We start from the raw sequence: 20,966 nt of genomic DNA, 5'->3' as shown, positions 1-20,966 counted from the left end.
GCGGCGCCCGGGGCCCACCTCCCCGGCCCGCGGCGGCGCGGCTCCACGCGCTTCCGGCCGGTACGGGAAAGCGCTCCCCCGTGTCTTGACGGGGTGTCAATCCGCCGCGATCCTCTGGTTACTCAGTCGTAGAAAAGTTCCTCACCTTTTCGCGCCACCGGAGGCGGGACCCCCATGACCCGACAGCCGTACCTGCGCAAGGCCGGCCTGATCACCCTCGTCACGGTCCTCTTCGCCGCCCTGACGGCGCTCGGCACCGGGCCGGGCACCGCCGCCGCGGCGAACGACTGGTGGGACCCCGTCGCCCGGCCCGCCCCGGACTCCGGGGTGAACGTCACCGGCGAGCCGTTCCGCGGCACCGACGCCCAGGGCAAGGTGCGCGGCTTCGTCGACGCGCACAACCACGTGATGTCCAACGAGGGCTTCGGCGGCCGGATCATCTGCGGCGAGCCGTTCGACCAACGGGGCGTCACCGAGGCGCTGAAGGACTGTCCCGAGCACTACCCGGACGGAGCGCTCGCCCTCTTCGAGAACGTCACCGGCGGCGCCGACGGCCACCACGACCCGGTCGGCTGGCCGACGTTCGAGCACTGGCCGGCCAACGACTCGCTCAGCCACCAGCAGAACTACTACGCCTGGCTGGAGCGCGCCTGGCGCGGCGGGCAGCGGGTCCTGGTGCAGGACCTGGTCACCAACGGCCTGCTCTGCTCGGTCTATCCGGCCAAGGACCGCGGCTGCGACGAGATGGACTCGATCAGGCTGCAGGCCGAGAAGACCTACGAGATGCAGGACTACGTCGACGCGATGTACGGCGGCGCAGGGCGCGGCTGGTTCCGTATCGTCACCGACGCCGAGCAGGCCCGCGCGGTGGTCGAACAGGGCAAGCTCGCCGTCGTGCTGGGCGTGGAGACCTCCGAGCCGTTCGGCTGCAAGCAGGTGCTGGGCGTCGCGCAGTGCGACAAGGGCGACATCGACCGTGGCCTGGACGAGCTGTACGGCATGGGCGTGCGCAGCATGTTCCTCTGCCACAAGTTCGACAACGCGCTGTGCGGCGTGCGCTTCGACTCCGGCACGATCGGCGCGGCGGTCAACATCGGGCAGTTCCTCTCCACCGGCACGTTCTGGACCACGGAGAAGTGCACCGGCCGGCAGCAGGACAACCCCATCGGCCTGGCGGACCCGCCCGCCGAGGCGGCGAAGCTGCTGCCCGCGGGGGTGTCCGTCCCGTCGTACGACCAGGAGGCCCGGTGCAACACCCGCGGGCTGAGCGAGCTCGGCGAGTACGCGGTGCGCGGGATGATGGAACGCAACATGATGCTGGAGCTGGACCACATGAGCGTCAAGGCCGCCGGCCGGGCGCTGGACATCCTGGAGTCGGAGTCGTATCCGGGCGTGCTGTCCAGCCACAGTTGGATGGACCTGGACTGGACCGAGCGGCTCTACCGCCTCGGCGGCTTCTCCGCCCAGTACATGAACGCGGCCGAGGACTTCGTGGAGCAGGGCCGGCGCGGCGCGGAGCTGCGCGACAAGTACGGCGCCGGATACGGCTACGGCACGGACATGAACGGCGTCGGCGGCTGGCCCGCGCCCCGCGGCGCCGACGCCCCGGACAAGGTCGCGTACCCCTTCAGGAGCGCCGACGGCGGCTCGGTCCTCGACCGGCAGGTCACCGGCGAGCGCACCTGGGACTTCAACACCGACGGCGGCGCGCACGCGGGCCTCGTACCGGACTGGATCGAGCAGATGCGGCTGCACGGCGGCGGCGACGTGGTCGAGGACCTGATGGCGGGCGCCGAGTCGTACCTGACGACCTGGGGCGCCACCCAGAGCCACGAGCGGCCGGCGAACCTCGCCGCGGGCGCCGCCGCGACGGCCAGCTCCACCGAGTTCAGCCTGCTGACGAGCTACGCGCCCGGCCGCGCCGTCGACGGCGACCGCGGCACCCGCTGGGCCAGCCACTGGAACGACGACCAGTGGCTGCGCCTCGACCTCGGCGAGAGCCGCCGGATCGGCCGGGTCACGCTCGACTGGGAGCGGGCCTACGCCAGGGCGTACCGCATCGAGGTCTCCGCGGACGGGAACGCCTGGCGCACGGTGTGGGTCACGGACAGCGGTGACGGCGGACTCGACACCGCGGTGTTCGACCCCACAGACGCCCGCTATGTCCGCGTCGTCGGCGTGCAGCGGGGCACCGCGCACGGCTATTCGCTCTACGAGGTCGGCGTCCACGCCCGCTGACGGTTCGGCGTAAGATCGGCCAATGGCTGACTTGACCGAAACCACACCCGGCTGGCTGGCTCCCGAGGAGCTGGAGTCGGCGCGCGCCCGGATGCCGGTCCTCTACGTCGACGCGGTGCCCGTCCGCGTCGACGACCGGGGTGAGGTCACCCACGTCGGCCTGCTGCTGCGGATCGGCCCGGACGGTGCGGTGAGCCGGGCCCTGGTCTCCGGCCGGGTGCTGCACCACGAGCGGGTCAGGGACGCGCTGCTGCGGCATCTGGAGAAGGACCTCGGCCCGGTGGCGCTGCCGCGGGTGCCGTCGTCGCCGCAGCCGTTCACGATCGCCGAGTACTTCCCGACGCAGGGCATCACCCCGTACCACGACCCGCGGCAGCACGCGGTGTCGCTGGCCTACATCGTGCCGGTGGCGGGCGACTGCCGGCCGCGGCAGGACGCGCTGGACTTCGTCTGGTTCACGCCCCAGGAGGCGGTCTCTCCCGTCGTCCAGCAGGAGATGCCCGGCGGCCAGGGCCACCTGCTCAAGCAGGCACTCGCGCACGTCGGATACGTCTCTTCCTGAACGCCCCTCCTCCTTAAGCCCCTCCTCCTTAAGCCCCCGGGCCGCCGCCTCAGCCGTCCCCCGGCCCGGCCAGCTCCACCCGGGCCAGCTCGGCCCGGGACGCCACACCCAGCTTGGGGTACGCCTGGTACAGGTGGTGCTCGACGGTGCGCGGGCTCAGGAAGAGCCGCGCGCCGATCTGCCGGCTGCTCAGCCCCTGCGCCGCCAGCCGGGCCACCTGCAGCTCCTGCGGGGTGAGCCGGTCGGCGGGCCGGGCGCGGGCGGCGTAGGCGGTACGGCGCCGGGCGCGCTCCGCCGCCGCCGCGATCTCGGCGGCGGCGCCCGCGTCCGGGGCCGTGGTGGCGACCGCGAGGTGGTGTGCGCGGCAGTCGGGGTCGCCGGTGGCCCCGGCCAGCGCGCGGTGGGCGGCGATCCGGGCCGCCAGCGGCGCGCCCCGGTACGCGGCGGTGGCGATCAGCGGGTGCCGGAAGGCGACCGCGGTGCCGGTGGTGTGCAGCAGCCCGGAGCGGTCGAGTTCGTCGAGTCCGGTGCCGAGCGCCTCCGCGGCGCGCAGCAGCGGCAGGTCGCCGCGGGCCTCGGCGGCGGCGAGCACCGCCATCAGCCGGGCCCGCTCGGGCAGGCCGTCGAGCCGGGCCCGGAACCCGGCGAGCACCCGGTCGGCGACGGCAGCGGCTCCCGCGCCCCGGGGGCGGCGCCCGGCCAGGACCCGGCCGCGGCGGCGAACTCCAGCAGCGCCAGCGGGTTCCCCGCCGACTCGGCGACGATCCGGTCGCGCAGCTCCGCCGCGAACCCGCGGTCCGCGATCAGGTCCGCGGCGTCCCGGGCGCCGAGCCGCGGCAGCGGCAGCTCCGCCAGGCCGTGGCCGGCCAGCCCTTCGTCCCGTACCGCGAACACCATCGCGACGCCCTCGGCGGCCAGCCGCCGCGCGGCGAACAGCAGCGCCTCCGCGGACGACCGGTCGACCCACTGGGCGTCGTCGACGAGACAGAGCAGCGGCCTGCCGTACTTCCTGACGATCCACTTCCAGAGCGTGCTGGGCTTCAGCGCGCTGGAGACCGGGCTCGCCTTCCTCGGCCCCACCCTGGCCATCACGGCGGGCAACTTCCTGAGCGAAAAGCTGGTCCACCGCTTCGGCAACCGCGCCTCGCTCACGGGCGGCACCCTGCTCAACGCCGCGGGCGCGGCGCTGCTTGCGCGGGGCTTCCGGGCGGACGGGTCGTTCCTCACCGTGCTGGCCGGGATCGTGGTGGTCGGGCTGGGCATGGGCGTCACGTACGAGTGCATGTGGATCGCCGCGGGCACCGGGGAGGCGGAGGAGGAGCAGGGCCTGGCCTCCGGGGTGGCGTCCACGGCGCTGCAGATCGGCACGGCCACGGGGATCGCCGTGCTCGTCGCCGTCGCGAACCGGGGCGTCGACGGGCGGGCCGGGCAGGCGCTGCGGGAGGCGACGGCCGCCGGGATGCGGGACGCGACGTTCGTGCTGGCGGTCGCCCTGCTGCCGGCGGTCCTGGCGGCGCTGGCCCTGCCGCGCGGGAAGGCCCGCCTGGTCGCGGCGGGCGCGCCGGAATCCCGGGAGCAGTCGGAGGAGGAGGCGGCGCGCGGGGCGGGGCAGGTGTCGTGAGCGGCGGCCGCGGTCCTACGGGCCGGGCCGGCGGGTCCGTGGCGCGTGAGGGCTCACGGCCGGGAGTCGGGGCCGCCGGGTGGCCGGGTGCCCGGGGGCCAGTGGATCGGGAGCGCTGGGTCAGCGGTGGGCGCGGGCCCAGAGGGCGGGCCAGCCGGCGGCGGCGAGCCAGGACGCGGGGGCCCGCAGGCCGTCGGCCGCGACGCCGTCCCAGAACGCCGCGGTGTCCGCGCCCAGTTCGCGGGCCGCGGGGAAGGCGCGCTGCCAGGGGCCCTCCGGGTCGTCGAGGCTGGTCGCCGGGAAGCCCGGCACGGTGACGGCGCGCGGCTCCGCGACGACTGCCAGGGATATCGCGGGCGCGCGGCTGGTGACGGCGACGGCCGCCGCGCACAGCAGCGCGGCCGGCGGGCGCCGCGAGACCGCGCGGGCCAGCGCGGCGTCGTCCTCGTGCAGCAGGTGCCCGAGCGCCTCCCGGACCCGCAGGCCCATGAGCCCGATCGCGTACGCGGGCGCCACCGCGGGGCGCCGGACCAGGCCGCGCAGTGCCTTGGGCAACGGCCCGGCGCCGTCGAGGAGTTCGAGCTGCTCGAAGCGGTCGCGCAGCGCCGGGTCCAGCGCCGCCACGGCGGCGGCCAGCGGGCGGACGCCGGTGGCGGCCCACAGGTCCGCCGGGCGCACCGTCCCGTCGTCCAGGGCACGGCGGCAGGCGTGGGCCAGCGACGCGGGGCCGAGGCGGCGCAGCCGGGTCAGGGCTGCCGCGGGGGCGGCGGCCGCGGTGCCGGTACGGGCGCCGCGTACGGCACCGGCGGGGGCGGCCGGCACGGTGGCGGCCAGCGCGGCGTAAACCGCCGCCGTCCGGTCCGTGACCTGCTCCGCCCACGCCGCCTCCGCGAGCCGGGCCAGCTCGGGCCCGGCGTCCGCCACCAGCCGCGGCGCCGCCCGCCCGCGGCGCACGGGCGCGGCCGGTGTCTCGTCGCCCGGCGCGGGCGCCTGCTCCGGCGGCTCGGCGCCGGGCAGGGTGGCGACCCAGCGCCGGAAGCGCTCCTCCAGCGTCTGGTCGGCGGCGTCGTTGAAGCGGCCGGCGAATTCGCCGACGAGCCAGCCGCGTTCTGCGGGGCGGGCCGGGCGCAGCTCGGCGTTGACGAGGATGCGGCCCTTGTCGTCGTGGAGCGCGGCCAGCGCGCTGCGGCCCTTCAGCGCGGCGTCGACGTAGTACGGGGTGGCGATGCAGTTGCCCATGTAGTCCGCCCACTCGGCGAGGGTGCGGGCGCTGCGGGCGAGCCGGAAGCGGGCGCGGGTGCCGGGCACGAGGGTGGCGTCGACCGCGGCCAGCGGCGGCGGCACGGGGAACTCGCCGCTCAGCGCCTCCGCCACGTCGACGTCCGCGCGCAGGCTGTCGACCAGCCCCGCCCAGGTCTTCACGCCCTTGCCCAGGGTGCCGCCGAGGGCGACGAGCTGTGCGGCGCCGGAGACCGCGAGGCTCACCGAGTCCAGCCGGGGCACCAGCGGCTCGGCGGCCGGCGGCGGATCGTGGTCCAGACCGAGCGGGCCGCCGTGCGGGGTGACGGCGGCGGCCTCGTGGCCGTACAACTGCGCGAGCGCGTCGGCGAGTTCCGCGTACCACAGCAGGTCGCCCAGCACCTCGGCGTCGCGGGGCGCCGCAGGCTCGCCCTGCGCGCGCCGGGCGCGCAGCCGGGCGGCGAGGGTGTCGCGGGTGCCGAGGCGGCCGAGCACCCACGGCGGGCTCTCGGCCCACTCCTCGGGCGGGCGGACGGGGCTGTAGCCGGTCGTGCGCCGCCAGCCGCGGAGGTCGCCCGCCGCCCAGTCGTGCAGCACCTCCTCGGGCACCGGCAGCTCACCGCGGAGCAGCCGGTCGACCTCCTCGGCGGCGACCAGCGCGTAGTCGCGGGCGCGCGCCAGGCGCGGGCGCACCTGCGTCTCGTACGGCACCTTGGCCGGGCCGTGCTTGAGCACCTGCCGGTGCAACTCGCGGGCGTGGCTCGCGGGCCGGGCGGGCAGGCCGGTCAGCCCCGGGACGCGGCGGGCGGCGCGGGCCGCGGCGTCGTCGCCGGTGGCCGCCACGGCGGCGGCCAACTGCGCCTCCATGTGCGCGAGTCCGACGGCCGGGCCGTGGTCGGTGACGGCGACGGCGGTGCGCAGCAGCACGGTTGCGGCCTGGGCGTCCTGCACGATCCGGTGCAGCAGGGCGTGCCAGTAGGCGTCGCTGGGCGTCCACCACGCCGCCGCGAGCAGCGGTGTCCCGCCGGGCGGCCCGTCGTGCGGCGCCCACCGGAACACCAGCTCCTCCTCGAACTTCGCCCGCCGCGTGCGCAGTTCCGCCACCCGGTCCTGGCGGCCCTGGGTGGCGAGCAGCCGCTCGCGGCGGGCCTGCCGGGCGCGGCCGTCGAGTACCCGGTCCCACAGGTCGGTCAGCACCGCCGGGCGGCGGGGCCGCGGCAGCGGCGCGAGCACGCGGCCCAGATGCTCCGCGAGTACGGAGGGGGCGCCGCCGTCGACGGGGTCGACGCCCGCGGGTGCGTCGAGGGCGAGGACCTGCTCGACCTGTTCGGGGCCCAGCACGTCGCTGGCGGCGGCCGCGAGCCGGACGGCACCCCAGCGCTCCTCCGCCACGGCCCGCGCGGCGGCGGCGCCGACGCGCTTGGTCGCGGCGGGGCCGAAGAGCGCCACCATGGCCGCGGCCCGGTCGCCGAGCCGCCCGGCGTCCTCGCGGTCCAGCGCGCGCAGCGCGGCGAGGACGGCGTCGCGCTTGTCGCCGCGGGCGCCCGCGAGCCGCGCGGAGCGGAAGCCGCCGCCGAGGTCGACGCCCGCGCCGGCGGCGACCGCGCCGCCCGCCGCGACCAGCCGCTCCAGCGCGGCGACGGCGGCCCCGGCGGGCTCCTCCCCCGCCTCCGGCGGACCGAGCGCGACGGGTGTGCCAGCGGGGGCGTCGGCCTGCTCCGCCAGCCGTACGGGCACGCCGGAGCGGGCGGCCCACGCCGCCTGTCCCGTGGTCACCACGCCGTCCGCCAGCCGGAATCTCATCCGACACAGGATGGCGGAGGCAGCCCCGCGCCGCCAACGTCATTTCCCGGGCGGGCGGATGGCGCGGCGGCCGGTGCGGGCCGGGCGGCCGCCGAGTCAGGGGCGGCCGGCTGCGGGGACGAGCTCCCCCTCGGGCGGCGGGGCCGGCGGGGTGCCTTCGCCGAAGGGGTACCCGCCCAACTGCTCGCGGTGGTGCGGGGTCAGCCAGCCGGAGAGGTCGGGCCCTGCGGGGACGACGCCGGTGGGGTTGATGCCCGTGTGGACCTCGTAGTAGTGGCGCTTGATGTGGTCGAAGTCGACCGTGTCGCCGAAGCCCGGCGTCTGGTAGAGGTCGCGGGCGTACGCCCACAGCACCCGGTCTTCCGCGATCTTGTTGCGGTTGCACTTGAAGTGGCCCTGGTAGACGGGGTCGAAGCGGACCAGGGTGGTGAACAGCCGGATGTCGGCTTCCGTGATGGTGTCGCCGACCAGGTAGCGGCGGCCGGACAGCCGCGCGGACAGCTCGTCCAGTTGCCGGAACACGTCGTGGTACGCGACCTCGTACTCGTCCTGGGTGGTGGCGAAGCCGGCCCGGTAGACGCCGTTGTTGACGTTCCGGTAGACGCCGTCCATCACCTCGTCGATCTCGTCGCGGAGCGCCTCGGGGTAGAGGTCGGGCGCGCCCTCGCGGTGCAGGGCGGTCCACTCGGTGGCGAAGTCCAGGGTGATCTGCTGGAAGTCGTTGGTGACGAGCTTGCCGCTGGGCACGTCGACGATCGCGGGCACGCTGACGCCGCCCGGGTAGCCGGTCTCGCGCGCGTCGTACGCCTCGCTGAGGAAGCGGATGCCCAGCACCGGGTCGCGGTCGCCGGGGTCGAGGGTGAAGCGCCAGCTCCGGTCGTCCTGGATCGGGTCGGTGACCCCGATGGAGATCGCGGGCTCCAGGCCGAGCAGCCGCCGGGAGATCAGGGTGCGGTTGGCCCAGGGGCAGGCGCGGTTGACGACGAGGCGGTAGCGCCCGGCCTCGACGGGCCAGCCGTCCTCGCCGGCCGCGGTGATCCGGTCGGCGAAGTGGCTGCGGGAGCGCTTGAAGCGCTTCCTGCCGTACTCCGTGTTCCCCTGACCTGCCCCGTCGCTCGGGCTGCTGCTCATCACCGGCTCCTTCGTCGACCTGCCTGACACCACCGGCCCCATTGTCCAGTGCGGCCCCGCCCGCTGTCAGGCGATGGGGTGCCCGCCGGGCGCGTCGCCACACGGCCGGATCAGGGCTTTGCTCCGGCGGTGCGGTAGTGGTACGTGCACAGCTCGCGGAACCCGGCGCGTGCGTAGAGCCGCAGGGCCGCCGGGTTGCCGCGCTCCACCTGGAGGTACAGATGCGCCGCGCCGTGCGCCCCGGCCCAGTCCGCCAGCGCGCCGAGCACCCGTCCGCCGGCGCCCCTCCCCCGCGCGGCGGGCAGGGTGGCCATGGCGAAGACGCCGGCCCAGCCGGAGTCGGCGACCGCGCGGCCCACGGCCACCGTCTCGTCGCCGTCCAGGAGGCGGGCGTACGCGGACGGTCCCGCGACCCGGTCGAGGAGCCCCCACGCGGCGGCCCCCGCGCCCCCGCCGCGGACGGCGTGCCAGACGCCGAACCACGCGTCGCCCGGGCGGTCTTCGATACGTACCCGAAGCGGGCCCCCGGCCCGCTGCCCCGGCACCTCGGCGACCGCGGCGGCCTGGAGGGACACCGGGTGCGCGCGGCCGTAGCCGCGCCCGGCGAGCAGGCCGTCGAGCCCAGCGGGGCAGGCGGCCGGGGTGATCTGGAACCGCGCCGTGCCCCCGTGCCGGGCGTAGAACTCCTCGGCGCGCGCCACCCGGCGCGTCAGCTCCGTGGCGACAGACGCATCAGAACCGTCGAGCCCGTCGGGTCCGTGCGGCAGCACCGAGGCCACCCACCACGAACTGCCCGAGTCGTGCCGCAGCCACCAGCCGTCCGCGTGCTCGACGAACTCCGCGGGCAGCGCCCGCGCCGCCCGCTCCTGCAGCCCGCGTACGGTCTCGGCCAGGGCGGCGCCCGTGCCGGGGGACTCCGAGGGGATCATCCGGGCACTCTAGGGCGGCCGGTGCGGCCGAAGAAACACGGTGGCAGCGGGCCGCCGCGGTCTGCGAGGGTGACGGCGATGAACGCCGCATTCCGTCCCGGTCTCGCGCTGGCCCGGGACTTCCACGCCGAGGCCGTCGCCCCTCTCCTGGACCGGGTGCTCGCCGGGACGCCGTACGCGGCCGCGCTGCTGGGCTGGGGCTCGGAGGTGCAGGGCTTCGACTCCCCGCGCTCGACGGACCACGCCTGGGGCCCGCGGCTGCAGGTGTTCCTCGCCCCGGCCGACCACCGGACGCACGCCGCGGCGCTGACCGCGCTGCTCGACCGGGAGCTGCCCGAGCGGTTCGGCGGCCACCCGGTGCGCTTCGCGTTCCCCGGCGGCACGGCGCCGCGGCACTGGGTCGACGTGCTCGACACCGGCGCGTACTTCGCGGAGCAGCTCGGCGAGGTGCCGGACGGCGGGCTGTCGGTGGCCGGTTGGCTGGCGGCGCCGTGGCAGGTGCTGCGGGAGCTGACGGGCGGCGCGGTGTTCCACGACGGCGCCGGGGTGCTCACCGCGTACCGGGAGCACCTCGGCTGGTACCCGGACCCGGTGTGGCGCTATGTGCTGGCGTGCCAGTGGCAGCGGCTGCACCAGGAGGAGCCGTTCGTCGGGCGCTGCGGTGAGGTCGGGGACGACCTGGGGTCCGCGGTGACCGCCGCCCGGCAGGCGCGGGAGCTGATGCGGCTGTGCCTGCTGATGCGCCGGGTCTACCCGCCGTACGGCAAGTGGCTCGGCTCCGCCTTCGCCGCGCTCCCGGAGGCGGCGGAGTTGGCGCCGCTGCTCTCCGGGACGCTGGCGGCGCGCGGCTGGCGGGAGCGCGAGCGGCAGTTGTCGCCCGCGTACGAGCGGGTGGCGCGGCTGCACAACGAGCTGGGCCTCACGGAGCCGCTGGCGCCGGAGGTGCGCCCGTTCTACGAGCGGCCGTTCCTCGTCCTGGGCGCCGAGCGCTTCTGCGCCGCGCTGCTGGCCACGGTCGGCGACCCGGAGCTGGCGGCGCTGCCGCCGGTGGGGTCCGTGGACCAGTACGCCGACAGCACCGACCTCACGGCGCACGGCTTCGCCGCCCGCCGCCGCCGCTACCTCGCCCGGCTCGGCGGACCCGTCAACTGACGGGCGGGGCCGGCGGTCGCCCGCCGCGCAGCCGGCGCAGCACCAGCAGTCCGCCGACGCCCGGGACGACCGCCCGCGGCCGGGTGCCGGGGGTGGTGTGCGCCGGGGTCGTCGCCCAGGTGAGGGCGATGACCGCGAGGTAGGCGGTGCCGTGCACGGGGCCGCCGAGGGCGGTGACGGCGTCGGTGTGCACGGTGACCAGGTTGACCAGCAGGGCCGCGAGCGTGACCAGTTCGACGGCGGCGGCGATCCGCAGCGCGCGCACGGCTCAGGCCCCCGTGGTGGAGCCGGGGCGGACGATCATCAGCACGACGACGACCGCCCACAGCAGGTTGAAGACCCCGGTGAGCATGGCCAGCCGGCCCGCCGCGGGTCGCAGCCCGTCACCCTCCACGGCGGGGGCGTCGCCGCTCACCCGGGTGAGCAGGCGCTGCTGTCCCGGCAGGATCGCGAGCGCGAGCAGGGCCGCGGCGCCGGTCGTCAGCACGATCGAGGCGAGCAGCCAGGCGTCGGTCAGCACCCCGAGCTGCGCCCCGGTGGCCACGCCGAAGGCGGGCACGGCCAGACCCACGACGGCGTAGGCGCGGCAGACGCGGTGCAGGAACGCGGGTGTCCGGTCGCGGTGCGGGGGGCCGGCGGCGGCCGACTCGCGGGCGATCCGGGGGAACACCGACGCCGCCACGGCGATCGGCCCGATGGCCAGGATCGCCGCGAGCACATGGATGGACAGCAGGACCTTCGTCACCGCACCCTCCCGGTGGTCTATATGTTGGCTACCAATACATAGCACACCAACAACAGGAGGTAGGGTGGGCGCCCATGAGAGGCGATCCGGTACGCGGACACTTGGACGGACTGCTGCTCGCCGCGCTCGAAGGCGGCCCGCTGCACGGCTACGCGATCATCACCGCCGTGCAGCAGCGCAGCGCGGGCGCGCTGGAGCTGCGTACGGGCACGGTCTACCCGGCGCTGAACCGGCTGGAGCGCACGGGCCTGCTACGCAGCACCTGGGAGTCGGTGGGCGAGCGGCGGCGCCGCTGTTACGAGCTGACCGACGCGGGCCGCCGCGCGCTGGCCGACGAGCGCACCGCCTGGCGGGAGTTCACGAGCGCGATCGGCTCGGTCCTGGACCCGGGCCGCGCGCCGAGGCCGGCGACGTGACGGCCGCGGAGCACCACGGCGGGGGCGCCGAGGGCGCCGCCGCCCCCGGACACGGCGCCGTCGAGGACCACCTCGCCGCCCTGGACGCCGCGCTGCACGGCCCCGCCCGCGTCAAGTCCCGGATGCTGGCGGAGGTACGCGACGGGCTCACCGACGCCGCCGACGCGCACGCCGAGGCGGGCGCGCCCTCCCCCGCCGCCGCGGCGGCCCGCGCGGTGCGCGACTTCGGCACCGTGGCGGAGGTCGGCCCCGCGTTCCAGCGCGAGCTGACCGTCGCGCAGGCCCGGCAGACCGCCCGGATCGTCGCGCTCGTCGTCCCGTTCCTGATGGCCTGCTGGTATCTGGTCGGGGCCACGGCGGAGGACGCCGGCGGGCGGCTGCCCGCAGCCGTCCACGTGCTCGCCGCCAACCTCGGCGGCCTCGCCGCGCTGGCGGCGCTGCTCGCGGCCGGGTCGCTGGCCGCCACCGGCGCCGTCGCCCGCCGGGCGGCCACCCCGCGGCAACTGCCGCTCGTGGTGGCCTGGACCGGCACCACCGCGGCCGTGGCGCTCGCGGTCAGCGCGCTCACGCTCACCGCCGGTGCCGTGCTGGCGCAGGACTGGCCGGCGGGCGCGCTGGCCGGCGCGGTCACCCTCGTCGCGCACACCCGGCTCGCGGCCTCCGCCCGCGCCTGCCGTCGCTGCGCGCTGCTCGCGCGCTGACCGTCCGGTACGCGCCCGTACGCGGACGCGATCGCCCGGCGCCCGGCGCAGCGCCGGCGCCCGCGGCGCCCGGACGGCGCGGCGCGGGCGGGACGGCGGGCCCGGCCGCGGGGCTGCGGCCGGGCCCGGTCCGTACGGCCGGTGGCGTACCGTACGGACCCTCCCCGATCTACGGGAGTCCGCGGTCCAGCGCGTTGAACAAGGTGCCGTTCGGCAGGTCTCCGGACATCTCCCAAACCATCCCGCCGAGCAGCCCCTTCTGTCTGATGTACGCGGTCTTCTGGTCGATCGCCCAGGTGTCGTCGAAGGACCACCACTGGCCGTTCGGCCCGGTGTACCCGTACGTGGCCACGGACTGGGTGTCGTGGTGCACGGTGCACCATGGCGACCAGGTTGTCGTAGCCGCGGTTGCCGGCCTCCTCCTGGAACTGGCCGGGCGCGGCCCCGTTGGCGCTGTGCCACTCGCCGTTGGCGCCGCCATCGGCCAAGGACTGGACCAATCCCCCTAAATTTCACCGTCCCTTGACCCGCTCGGGGCTCGATTCACCCCCGGGCGGGGGCCGTCGGCGCACCGCTCAGATCCAGCCCTGCTGCCAGGCCCGGTGCGCGGCGGCGTGCCGCGAGTTCGCGCCGAGTTTGGCCATCGCGGCGGAGAGGTAGTTGCGTACGGTCCCGGGCGCGAGGTGCACCTCGGCGGCGATCTCCGCGACCGACGCGCCGGTACGGGCCGCACGCAGCACCTCCAGCTCCCGGTCGCTGAGCGGGCAGTCGTCCTCGGTCAGCGCGGCGGCGGCGATGTCCGGGTCGACGTAGCGGCGGCCGGCGGCGACGTCCCGGACGATCTCCGCGAGCCGCGCCGCGGGGGTCGTCTTGGGCACGAAGCCGCGGACCCCCGCCGCCAGCGCGCGGCGCAGCACGGCGGGCCGGGCGTGCCGGGTGACGATGACGACCTGGGTGGGCAGTTCCGCGCGGATCTCCCCGGCGGCCGTGAGCCCGTCGGTGGGCGGCATCTCCAGGTCGAGCACGGCGATGTCGGGGCGGTGCTCGCGGGCACGCAGCACCGCGTCGGTGGCGGTGGCCGCCTCGGCGACCACGTCGAGGTCGTCCTCCAGCGCGAGCAGCGCGGCGAGAGCGCTTCTGAGGAGGTCCTCGTCGTCGGCGAGGAGCAGCCGGATCACCGGGCGGCGCCGTTCGCCCGGCCCGGCAGCGAGGCGACGACCTCGAAGCGGTCGCCGTCGCGGGCCCAGGTCAGCTCGCCGCCGGCGGCGCGCAGCCGCTCGGCGAGACCGGGCAGGCCGGAGCCGGATGGCCGGGAGGCAGCGGATGGTTCCGAGGCGCCGTCGTTGCTGAACCGCAGCCGCGCGAGACCGCCTGCCAGCCGGTAGTCGACCTCGGCGCGCCGGGCGCTGCTGTGCCGGAGCACGTTGGTGGTGGCCTCCCGTACGACCAGGCCCAGCAGATGACGCGCGGGCGCGGCGCGGCCCGCGGCGACCGCCGCGGGGTCGAGCGTCATCCGGGCGTCGATGTCGGCCGCGGCGAGCACCCGGGTGGCGTTGGCGATCTCGTCGTCGAGCGTCGTGCTGCGGTAGCCGTGCACCACGGCGCGGGTGTCGTGCAGCGCGTCAGCGGCCAACTGCCGTACGTCGCGCATCTCGGCGGCGGCGCGCGCCGGGTCGCGCTCGGCGAGCCGGGCGGCCAACTCGCTCTTGAGCGCGATGACCTGGAGGTGGTGCCCCTGGATGTCGTGCAGGTCGGCGGCGAACCGCAGCCGCTCGTCCTTGACCGCGACCTCCGCCTCCAGCCGCCGCGCCCGGTCAAGCCGCCCCGCGACGTCCCAGGCCCACAGCGGCCCGAGCAGCATCCAGACGCTGAACGCGACCAGCCCCGCCGGGAAGAGCGCGGCGTACAGGAACTCCCCGTCCCCGGCGGCGAGGGCGACGCTGCCGCCCGGCAGCGTCGCCAGCGCGACGGCCCCGCCGACGAACGCCAGCCGGCGGCGGCCGGTCAGATACGTGGCGCCGATCGCGACGGCGATCGCGGGGGCGAGGCCCCACAGGCCGTAGTTCTGCCGCAGCAGCGGCATGACGGCGAGCACGGCGGTGGCGGCGAGGTCGGCGAAGAGCCAGCCGCGCGGCGGGCGTACGGGACCGGCGCCGTCCGGGTCCTGCGGTGCCAGCCGGGCGCTGAGCAGCACCGCACCGGCCACCGCCGCGACGGCGAGCGCCGCCACGGCCGGTACCGGGGCCCACGCCGGCACGTCGCCGTCCAGCAGCCAGCCGCCGTACAGCGGCAGCAGGCACAGCACGGCCGTGCCGGGCACCGCCCACCACGTGTACCGGCGGAAGCCGGTCAGCCCGGTCCCGCGTTCGCTCACCCCGTCGCGCACGCCGACATTGTGGCAGCAGCCGCACGCCCGCGGCCCGTGCCGTACGGCCCGTACCCGCATGACAGATGTCATGCGCGGAGGTGACGGCGGCACGCCCGGACGTGCGGCTTCGGCACTACTGGCGGGCCCGCCGCGGCGCCAGTCTGGAACGGCGCCGGGATACCCCGGCCCCGTACCCGAAGGAGACCGCAGTGCAGACACCCGTCGAGACCGCGGCCCGGCCCGCGGCGCAGCAGGGCCACGGCTGGTGGCACTTCGCGCGCCACTACGTGGAGATGGTGGTGGCGATGGCCGCCGGCATGCTCGTGCTCGGCGCGCTGGTCCGCGGCGGGCTGGCGCTCGCCGGCTTCGAGCTGTCCGCGGAGCGCCACCCAGAACTGGCGAGCCTGGAGATGGCGTTCAGCATGTCGGCGGGCATGGCGCTGTGGATGCGCCACCGCGGCCACGGCGTGCGGAACACGGCCGAGATGTGCGGCGCGATGTTCCTGCCCGCGGCGGTGCTGTTCCCGCTGCTGTGGCTGGGCGCGGTGCCGCCGGACTCGCTGCCGGTGCTGGAGCACCTGGCGATGCTGCCGCTGATGCTGCTGGTCATGCTGCGCCGCCGCGCCGAGTACGGCGCCTGACCCCGCCCGATCCCCCTTGCGTACCGAGGAGTCTCAATGATGAAGTCAAGCCGTCTGCGTGGCCGGCGGGGCGGGGGTGAATGCTCGGTTGTCGCGCAGGAGTGCCCACAAGACGCTGGCGCGTCGGCGGGCCAGGGCGATGACGGCCTGGACGTGTTTGCAGCCTTCGCCGCGCTTCTTGAGGTAGAAGTCCCGGTTCGGGCCTTCGCGGATGATGCTGGTCTGCGCGGAGAGGTAGAACACCCGTCGCAGGCGGCGGCTGTAGCGCTTGGGCCGGTGCATGTTGCCGGTGCGCCGGCCGGAGTCGCGTGGGACGGGCACGAGGCCGGCTGCGGAGGCGAGGTGGCCGGCGTCGGTGTAGGCGGTCAGGTCGCCGGCGGCGACGATGAACTCGGCGCCGAGGATCGGGCCCATGCCGGGCAGGGACTCGATGATCTCGGCTTGGGGGTGGCTGCGGAACACCTCACGGATCTGCTTGTCGATCTGCTTGAGCCGGTCGTCCAGGGCCAGGATCTGCGTGGCCAGGTCGGCGACGAGCTGAGCGGCGACGTCCTCGCCGGGCAGCGCGGTCTGCTGTGCCTGGGCGGCATCCAGTGCGGTCTCGGCAACGGCGTCGGCGCCGCGCACGCTGCGGTTGGCCAGCCAGGCCGTCAGTCTCGCCCGGCCACGGCGCCGGATCGCGGCCGGTGTCTGGTAGCCCGTCAGCAGGACCAGCGCACCTTTGTGTGCGGAGTAGTCGAAGGCCCGTTCCAGCGCGGGGAAGACGCCGGTCAGCATGTCGCGGAGCCGGTTGATCATCCGCACCCGGTCGGCGACCAGGTCGGCGCGGTGGGCGGTCAGCAGTGCGAGGTCGGCGGCCAGCTGCGCGGGCACGTCGATCGTGGCGAAGTCCCGGCGGTGGCGGGCGGTTTCGGCGATGACGTAGGCGTCACGGGCGTCGGTCTTGGCCTCGCCCCGGTAAGCCCCGGCCATGCGGTTGACCGTGCGGCCGGGCACGTAGACGGCCCGCTGGCCGTGGGCGGCGAGCAGAGCCAGCAGCAGCGCGGAGGACGTGCCGGCAATGTCCACCGCCCAGCAGACCTCGTCCGCCAGGCCGAGGATCTCCCCCAGCGCGGTCAGGATCGCGGACTCGTCGTTGTCGATCTTCTTCGACCACAGCGTGGCGCCGGTGTCGTCGACCACCGCGGCCCAGTGATGGCCCTTGCCCGCGTCGATACCGGCCCAGACCCGGACCTGTCGCTTACTCACTCGCCCCTCCTCGTTCCGTACAGCATGCCGCCGGCCCGAGGAACACCCCGCTGTCATCTCCGTAATCAGCGACCGCACACAGCGCGCACATCTCAATCAGCAGCCAGGGCGCCCCGGAGAACCGGACGGCCACTCCTTGGAAGCCACTGAAGGCAAGAACCCATAAGCCACATCCGGCCCTCCCGGGCCGCCCAACAACTTACGGAGTTCCCATGTCCGTGACGACGTACCCGAAGCCCCCCGCCGGCGAGAGCGCCCCCGCCGGGAACGGCCCCGCGCGGGCGCTGCTGCGCCGCTGGCCGACGGCGCTGGCGCTCGCGCTGACCGTGCCCGGCCTGTTCTCCGGCGGCGACGGCGACCCGGGCGGCGCGGTCGACGCCTTCGGCGAGGCGCTGCCCCTGCTGCCGCTGCTCTACCTGATCGTCACCCAGGCGGGCCGGCCGCGCTGGACCTGGCCTACGCTCGGCGCGGGCGTCGCGGTGATGGTCGCGCTGCGGACGACGGGGCTCGTGGCGCCGTCGACCGTGCTGGTGGCGGTCGCGGCGGGCCTGCTGCTGTGGGGGGCCGTCCGCGGCACGCCGCACGGCGGGGCCGTCTTCGGGCTGCAGAGCGCGGGCGCGGTGCTGTTCTGCGGACTCGCGCTGGCGGGGCTCGCGGTGGACCCCGGCCTGGGGCGGTATCTGGTGGCGGCGGGCTGGCTCTTCCACGGCGTGTGGGACTTCGTCCACCTGCGGATGCGCAGGCTCGACGGGATCGTGTCCCCGACGTTCGCCGAGTGGTGCGGGGTCGTGGACGTGGTGATCGCCGCCGAACTGCTCTTCGCCCACTGACGGTACGGGCCCGGTGGCGCGGCGCCCCCGCCGCCGGGTCCGGCATGTCCGCATACGGTCACGGGAGGGGTCCCCGGCCCCGCGTGTGAGCCTGGGGCGCCGGCGAGCGGACCGCGGTGGTCCGTCGCGGCCTTCGGTGATCCGGCGGTGCCCGCGGAGGGGAGTACGGCGTGGCAGGGTGGCGGGAACGGCTGTTGTCGAGGCCGGGTGCCCGCGCGCAGCAGCGCGGCGGGATCCAGTCGCCGGCGATGACGCCGGACGGGCGCCGCGTGATCGCCGGAGGCGGCGACGGGCTGCTGCGCATCCGGCGCCTCGCGCCGTGGAAGCTGCTCGGCGAGATCGACACGTACGCGAACATCGTCAAGTCGGTCGCGGTGACACCGGACGGCGAGCGCGTCGTGGCCGGCGGGCCACGGCACGGTGGGGGTGTGGGAACTCAGGACCGCCGAGCCGGTCACCGGGCCGCTGGACGTGCACCGGCACACGGGCGAATGGGGCATCGCGCTCTTCGTACACGCCGCGCTCACGCCCGGCGGATCGTCACCGGCGGCGGCGAGGGGAAGGTGCACGTGCTCGCCCTGGAGAGCGGCGTCCCGGCCGCGCGGTCGATCCAGGCGCACAAGCTGGTCGCCGCGGTGGCGGTCTCCCCGGACGGCCGGCGCTTCGTCACCGCGTCCCGCAACACCGGCGTGTGCAGGTGTGGAACATGCCGCCGCCGGCGAAGGAGGCGTAGCCTGCGGCTTCATGGACGAACTCGCCGCGCCCGCCGGGCGCCGCGCCCGGGACCTGGGGCTGGTGGCGGGCCGGCTCCCGGCCGGTCCTTACGGAGCGATCACCGACGTGCCGGGCGTGCGCGTGGGGCACGTGACGCTGCGCGAACCCCCGCTGCTGCACAGCGGCGTCACAGCGATCGTGCCCGGGGACGTGCACCCGGGGGCGCCGCTGCCCGCCGGGGTGTTCGCCGGGAACGGGTACGGCAAGCTGATCGGCAGCACGCAGCTCGCCGAGCTGGGCGCGCTGGAGACGCCGGTGCTGCTCACCTCGACCCTGTCGGCGTTCCGGGCGGCCGACGCGCTCGTCGGCTGGATGCTGGAGCGGCCCGCGTGCGCGGACGTGACCAGTCTCAACCCGGTCGTCGGCGAGTGCAACGACGGCCTACTGTCGGACATCCGCGCCCGGCCGGTACGGGAGGAGCACGTGCGCGCCGCACTCGACACGGCGGCCGGCGGCCCGGTCGCCGAGGGGTGCACGGGCGCGGGCACGGGCGTGGCGGCGCTGGGCTTCAAGTCGGGTGTGGGCACGGCGTCGCGGCTGGTGGAGACCGGCGGGCGGGGCGCGTGCGTCGGTGTCCTCGTCCAGGCGAACTTCGGCGGCACGCTGCGCGTCCTCGGCCGCACCGTCACTCCCGCGGACCTCGGCGTCCCCGGCCCCGGAGCCGCGCCAGAGGCCGGCTCGTGCATGGTCGTCGCGGCCACCGACGCGCCGCTGGACGCCCGGCAGTTGACCCGGGTGGCGCGGCGGGCGGTCTTCGCGCTGGCCAGGACGGGCGCGGCGTACGGGCACGGGAGCGGCGACTACGCGATCGCCTTCGGCGTACGGCCCGGCGGCCCGCCGCCGCCGGACGCCGCTCTCGACCCGCTCTTCGAGGGCGTCATGGACGCCGTCGAGGAGGCCGTGCTCAACTCCCTGCTCGCCGCCACGACGACGACGGGCCCGGCGGGCCGCACCCGGTACGCCCTGCCGGCCGGCCGGCTGCTCCGCCTGCTCGGCCCGCGCTGAATACCGGGCCGGGACGCCGGAGCCTCAGCGGTCGCGGTCCGCGCATGCGGCGTCGTCCGCCGGTTCGGGGGCGCGCCACGGGGCGGTCTCGGGGTCGTTCTTGACGTCCGCCACCGCGGGGCGGCGCTCGCCCACCGCGGGGGCGAGGAAGATCGCCGTGGCGACCAGCGCGAGGACGGCGATCATCGCGGAGCGCAGCCCGTAGTGGTCGCCCAGGAAGCCGAGTCCCGGCGGGCCGACCAGGAAGGCCGCGTACGCGATCATCGCCACCATGCTCACCCGGGCCGTGGGGTTCGGGCCGGAGTCGCCGGCGGCCGAGATGGCGACCGGGAAGCCCAGCGAGGCGCCGAGACCCCAGAAGAGCACCGCGGCGCCGGCGGCCGCCGGATGGTCGACGAAGATCACCACGACCAGCCCGAGGGCCGCCGAGATCGCGCTGGTGCGGATCACCAGATAGCGCCCGAAGCGGTCGATGAAGAAGCCGCCGCAGAAGCGGCCGACGGTCATGGCGGTGGCGAAGCCCACGTACACCAGCGAGCCCAGCGCGGCGTCGAGGTCGTGGCCGTCGACCATCAGCAGCGGCAGCCAGTCGGTCGCCGCGCCCTCGGCGAGCGCCATGGCCAGGACGACCGCGCCGATCAGCAGCAGCCGGGTGTCCTTCCACAGCGGTCGGCCGCCGGCCGCACCCTCGCTCCCCTCGGCGGCGTCCGCCTCCGCGGCCGTGGCGGTCCGCTTGCCGACGCCGCCCGGTACGTCGCCGAAGGAGGCGAGGAAGACGGCGAGCGCGACGCCGGACATGATGATCAGATGCCACTGCACGGGGAAGCCGGCGGCCGTGGCCAGCATGCCGAGGCTCGCGCCGAGCACGGTGCCGAGGCTGAAGAAGCCGTGCAGCGCCGTCATCACGGACCTGCCGAGCAGCCGCTCGACTTCCGCCCCCTCCACGTTCAGCGCGACCTCGCCGGAGCCGCCGCCGAGGCCGAACACGAAGAGCCCGGCGGTGACGAGGGCCGCCGACGAGGCGAGCGCCCCCGTCCCCACCCCCGCGACCCCGAGCGCGATCAGCACCGTGCCGCCGCCGATCACCGGCCGGGTGCCCATCCGGGCCACCAGCGCCCCAGAAGTGGCGATGCCGATGGTGGAGCCCACGGACAGACCGAAGAGGATCAGGCCCATCTCCGCGGTGGACGCCCCCAGCTCGTCGCGGACGTCGGGGGTACGCGTCACCCACGACGAGAGCGACAGCCCTGGTATGAGGAACATCAGGGACAGCGACAGGCGCCGGCGGCGCGAGGCGGTGGCCATCGGGGGCTCTCTTTCGAAACGGTGACTCGTCAGCGCCGGGGCGACGGCCGCGCGGGCATGGCAGGGGAACCGTGTCGCGGCACGGCTCCTCCCGCAGTGTCGTTCCGACCCCGCCGCGGGCTCAAACCCATTTCGGTACGTGGACTCCCGCGGCCGCCGCGCGGCCGTACGGCGCCGGGGCGGCGCGGACCCCCGGCGGGTTTTCCCGCCCCGTGCACCGGCGAGTGATCGACAGAGTAAGGTAAGCCTTACCTCTGC

The 20,966-nt window shown here is 75.9% G+C and carries 18 protein-coding genes and 2 pseudogenes; 9 read left to right on the top strand and 11 right to left on the bottom strand.

The genetic code is table 11. The annotated features are described in order from the left end of the window. Nucleotides 1-174 precede the first annotated feature (174 nt). The gene (locus OG946_RS35145; RefSeq protein WP_326799976.1) at nt 175-2,238 is read left to right on the top strand and encodes a discoidin domain-containing protein; all 2,064 of its coding nucleotides are present in this window, start codon (nt 175-177) and stop codon (nt 2,236-2,238) included. 22 nt (nt 2,239-2,260) lie between these two features. Next, nucleotides 2,261-2,800 carry an NUDIX hydrolase family protein gene (locus OG946_RS35140; RefSeq protein ID WP_326799975.1) on the top strand — a complete coding sequence of 180 codons (540 nt, stop codon included), beginning with the start codon at nt 2,261-2,263 and terminating at the stop codon, nt 2,798-2,800. 49 nt (nt 2,801-2,849) lie between these two features. Here the strand turns inward: OG946_RS35140 and OG946_RS36290 are convergent. Then, a pseudogene (locus tag OG946_RS36290) lies at nt 2,850-3,796 on the bottom strand (LuxR C-terminal-related transcriptional regulator); the annotation flags it as partial. Nucleotides 3,797-3,830: 34 nt separating this feature from the next. On the opposite strand from OG946_RS36290, the gene OG946_RS35125 reads away from it, so the two are divergent. Next, nucleotides 3,831-4,421 (top strand): MFS transporter, encoded by a 591-nt coding sequence (locus OG946_RS35125; RefSeq protein ID WP_326799972.1) that lies wholly within the window; start codon nt 3,831-3,833, stop codon nt 4,419-4,421. A gap of 120 nt (nt 4,422-4,541) precedes the next feature. Here OG946_RS35125 and OG946_RS35120 read toward each other — a convergent pair whose 3' ends face one another. The 3 genes from OG946_RS35120 to OG946_RS35110 form a co-directional block, all read right to left on the bottom strand. Further along, a complete protein-coding gene (locus OG946_RS35120; RefSeq protein ID WP_326799971.1) occupies nt 4,542-7,463 on the bottom strand; it encodes a hypothetical protein in 2,922 nt (973 codons plus the stop codon). 96 nt (nt 7,464-7,559) lie between these two features. Beyond that, nucleotides 7,560-8,594, bottom strand: coding sequence for a glutathione S-transferase family protein (locus OG946_RS35115; protein ID WP_326799970.1), 1,035 nt, complete (start codon nt 8,592-8,594; stop codon nt 7,560-7,562). Between the two features lie 110 nt (nt 8,595-8,704). Then, nucleotides 8,705-9,523: a GNAT family N-acetyltransferase gene (locus tag OG946_RS35110; RefSeq protein WP_326799969.1), complete on the bottom strand. Its 819-nt coding sequence runs from the start codon at nt 9,521-9,523 to the stop codon at nt 8,705-8,707. 78 nt (nt 9,524-9,601) lie between these two features. Here OG946_RS35110 and OG946_RS35105 point away from each other — a divergent pair, with 78 nt between their 5' ends. Then, the gene (locus tag OG946_RS35105) at nt 9,602-10,675 is read left to right on the top strand and encodes a DUF4037 domain-containing protein (RefSeq protein WP_326799968.1); all 1,074 of its coding nucleotides are present in this window, start codon (nt 9,602-9,604) and stop codon (nt 10,673-10,675) included. Here the strand turns inward: OG946_RS35105 and OG946_RS35100 are convergent. Continuing rightward, complete coding sequence (locus OG946_RS35100) at nt 10,668-10,940, bottom strand: hypothetical protein (RefSeq protein WP_326799967.1); 273 nt, start codon at nt 10,938-10,940, stop codon at nt 10,668-10,670. The two genes, OG946_RS35105 and OG946_RS35100, sit on opposite strands and share 8 nt — an antisense overlap. Before the next feature lie 3 nt (nt 10,941-10,943). After that, entirely contained in the window at nt 10,944-11,420 is a 477-nt protein-coding gene (locus tag OG946_RS35095; RefSeq protein ID WP_326799966.1) for a hypothetical protein, read from the bottom strand. A gap of 74 nt (nt 11,421-11,494) precedes the next feature. Here OG946_RS35095 and OG946_RS35090 point away from each other — a divergent pair, with 74 nt between their 5' ends. Together OG946_RS35090 and OG946_RS35085 are read left to right on the top strand one after the other, a co-directional pair. Next, nucleotides 11,495-11,836 carry a PadR family transcriptional regulator gene (locus tag OG946_RS35090; RefSeq protein WP_027742643.1) on the top strand — a complete coding sequence of 114 codons (342 nt, stop codon included), beginning with the start codon at nt 11,495-11,497 and terminating at the stop codon, nt 11,834-11,836. Beyond that, a complete protein-coding gene (locus tag OG946_RS35085; protein ID WP_326799965.1) occupies nt 11,833-12,537 on the top strand; it encodes a permease prefix domain 1-containing protein in 705 nt (234 codons plus the stop codon). The genes OG946_RS35090 and OG946_RS35085 overlap by 4 nt, the downstream gene beginning before the upstream one ends. 169 nt (nt 12,538-12,706) lie before the next feature. Here the strand turns inward: OG946_RS35085 and OG946_RS35080 are convergent. From OG946_RS35080 to OG946_RS35070, 3 genes and pseudogenes are all read right to left on the bottom strand, one after another. Continuing rightward, nucleotides 12,707-13,031: pseudogene (locus tag OG946_RS35080) on the bottom strand (glycosyl hydrolase family 18 protein); the annotation flags it as partial. An 81-nt stretch (nt 13,032-13,112) separates the two neighbouring features. Then, nucleotides 13,113-13,715 (bottom strand): response regulator transcription factor, encoded by a 603-nt coding sequence (locus tag OG946_RS35075; protein WP_326799964.1) that lies wholly within the window; start codon nt 13,713-13,715, stop codon nt 13,113-13,115. Then, complete coding sequence (locus OG946_RS35070) at nt 13,712-14,923, bottom strand: sensor histidine kinase (protein ID WP_442814660.1); 1,212 nt, start codon at nt 14,921-14,923, stop codon at nt 13,712-13,714. The genes OG946_RS35075 and OG946_RS35070 overlap by 4 nt, the downstream gene beginning before the upstream one ends. Nucleotides 14,924-15,114: 191 nt before the next feature. On the opposite strand from OG946_RS35070, the gene OG946_RS35065 reads away from it, so the two are divergent. After that, a complete protein-coding gene (locus OG946_RS35065) occupies nt 15,115-15,546 on the top strand; it encodes a hypothetical protein (protein ID WP_326799962.1) in 432 nt (143 codons plus the stop codon). 45 nt (nt 15,547-15,591) lie between these two features. On the opposite strand, the gene OG946_RS35060 is transcribed toward OG946_RS35065, so the two are convergent. Beyond that, complete coding sequence (locus OG946_RS35060; protein ID WP_326799961.1) at nt 15,592-16,794, bottom strand: IS110 family transposase; 1,203 nt, start codon at nt 16,792-16,794, stop codon at nt 15,592-15,594. Nucleotides 16,795-17,006: 212 nt separating this feature from the next. Between OG946_RS35060 and OG946_RS35055 the strand changes: the two genes are divergently transcribed. Together OG946_RS35055 and OG946_RS35050 are read left to right on the top strand one after the other, a co-directional pair. Further along, entirely contained in the window at nt 17,007-17,624 is a 618-nt protein-coding gene (locus tag OG946_RS35055) for a hypothetical protein (RefSeq protein ID WP_326799960.1), read from the top strand. A gap of 744 nt (nt 17,625-18,368) precedes the next feature. Next, on the top strand, nt 18,369-19,403 hold the full coding sequence (locus OG946_RS35050) for a P1 family peptidase (protein ID WP_326799959.1): 1,035 nt from the start codon (nt 18,369-18,371) through the stop codon (nt 19,401-19,403). Nucleotides 19,404-19,427: 24 nt separating this feature from the next. Here OG946_RS35050 and OG946_RS35045 read toward each other — a convergent pair whose 3' ends face one another. After that, a complete protein-coding gene (locus tag OG946_RS35045; RefSeq protein WP_326799958.1) occupies nt 19,428-20,708 on the bottom strand; it encodes an MFS transporter in 1,281 nt (426 codons plus the stop codon). Nucleotides 20,709-20,966 lie beyond the last annotated feature (258 nt).

Source organism: Streptomyces sp. NBC_01808 (assembly GCF_035917395.1).
Lineage (GTDB): Bacteria > Actinomycetota > Actinomycetes > Streptomycetales > Streptomycetaceae > Streptomyces.
This window is presented reverse-complemented; position numbering and strand designations above follow the sequence as displayed.

What these genes read in the sequence shown, in the direction of transcription:
- OG946_RS35140 (WP_326799975.1), top strand. Translation starts at nt 2,261, where the DNA reads ATGGCTGACTTGACCGAAACCACACCCGGCTGGCTGGCTCCCGAGGAG.
- OG946_RS35110 (WP_326799969.1), bottom strand. Translation starts at nt 9,523, where the DNA reads ATGATCCCCTCGGAGTCCCCCGGCACGGGCGCCGCCCTGGCCGAGACC.
- OG946_RS35050 (WP_326799959.1), top strand. Translation starts at nt 18,369, where the DNA reads ATGGACGAACTCGCCGCGCCCGCCGGGCGCCGCGCCCGGGACCTGGGG.
- OG946_RS35145 (WP_326799976.1), top strand. Translation starts at nt 175, where the DNA reads ATGACCCGACAGCCGTACCTGCGCAAGGCCGGCCTGATCACCCTCGTC.
- OG946_RS35115 (WP_326799970.1), bottom strand. Translation starts at nt 8,594, where the DNA reads ATGAGCAGCAGCCCGAGCGACGGGGCAGGTCAGGGGAACACGGAGTAC.
- OG946_RS35105 (WP_326799968.1), top strand. Translation starts at nt 9,602, where the DNA reads ATGAACGCCGCATTCCGTCCCGGTCTCGCGCTGGCCCGGGACTTCCAC.
- OG946_RS35120 (WP_326799971.1), bottom strand. Translation starts at nt 7,463, where the DNA reads ATGAGATTCCGGCTGGCGGACGGCGTGGTGACCACGGGACAGGCGGCG.
- OG946_RS35090 (WP_027742643.1), top strand. Translation starts at nt 11,495, where the DNA reads ATGAGAGGCGATCCGGTACGCGGACACTTGGACGGACTGCTGCTCGCC.
- OG946_RS35045 (WP_326799958.1), bottom strand. Translation starts at nt 20,708, where the DNA reads ATGGCCACCGCCTCGCGCCGCCGGCGCCTGTCGCTGTCCCTGATGTTC.
- OG946_RS35055 (WP_326799960.1), top strand. Translation starts at nt 17,007, where the DNA reads ATGTCCGTGACGACGTACCCGAAGCCCCCCGCCGGCGAGAGCGCCCCC.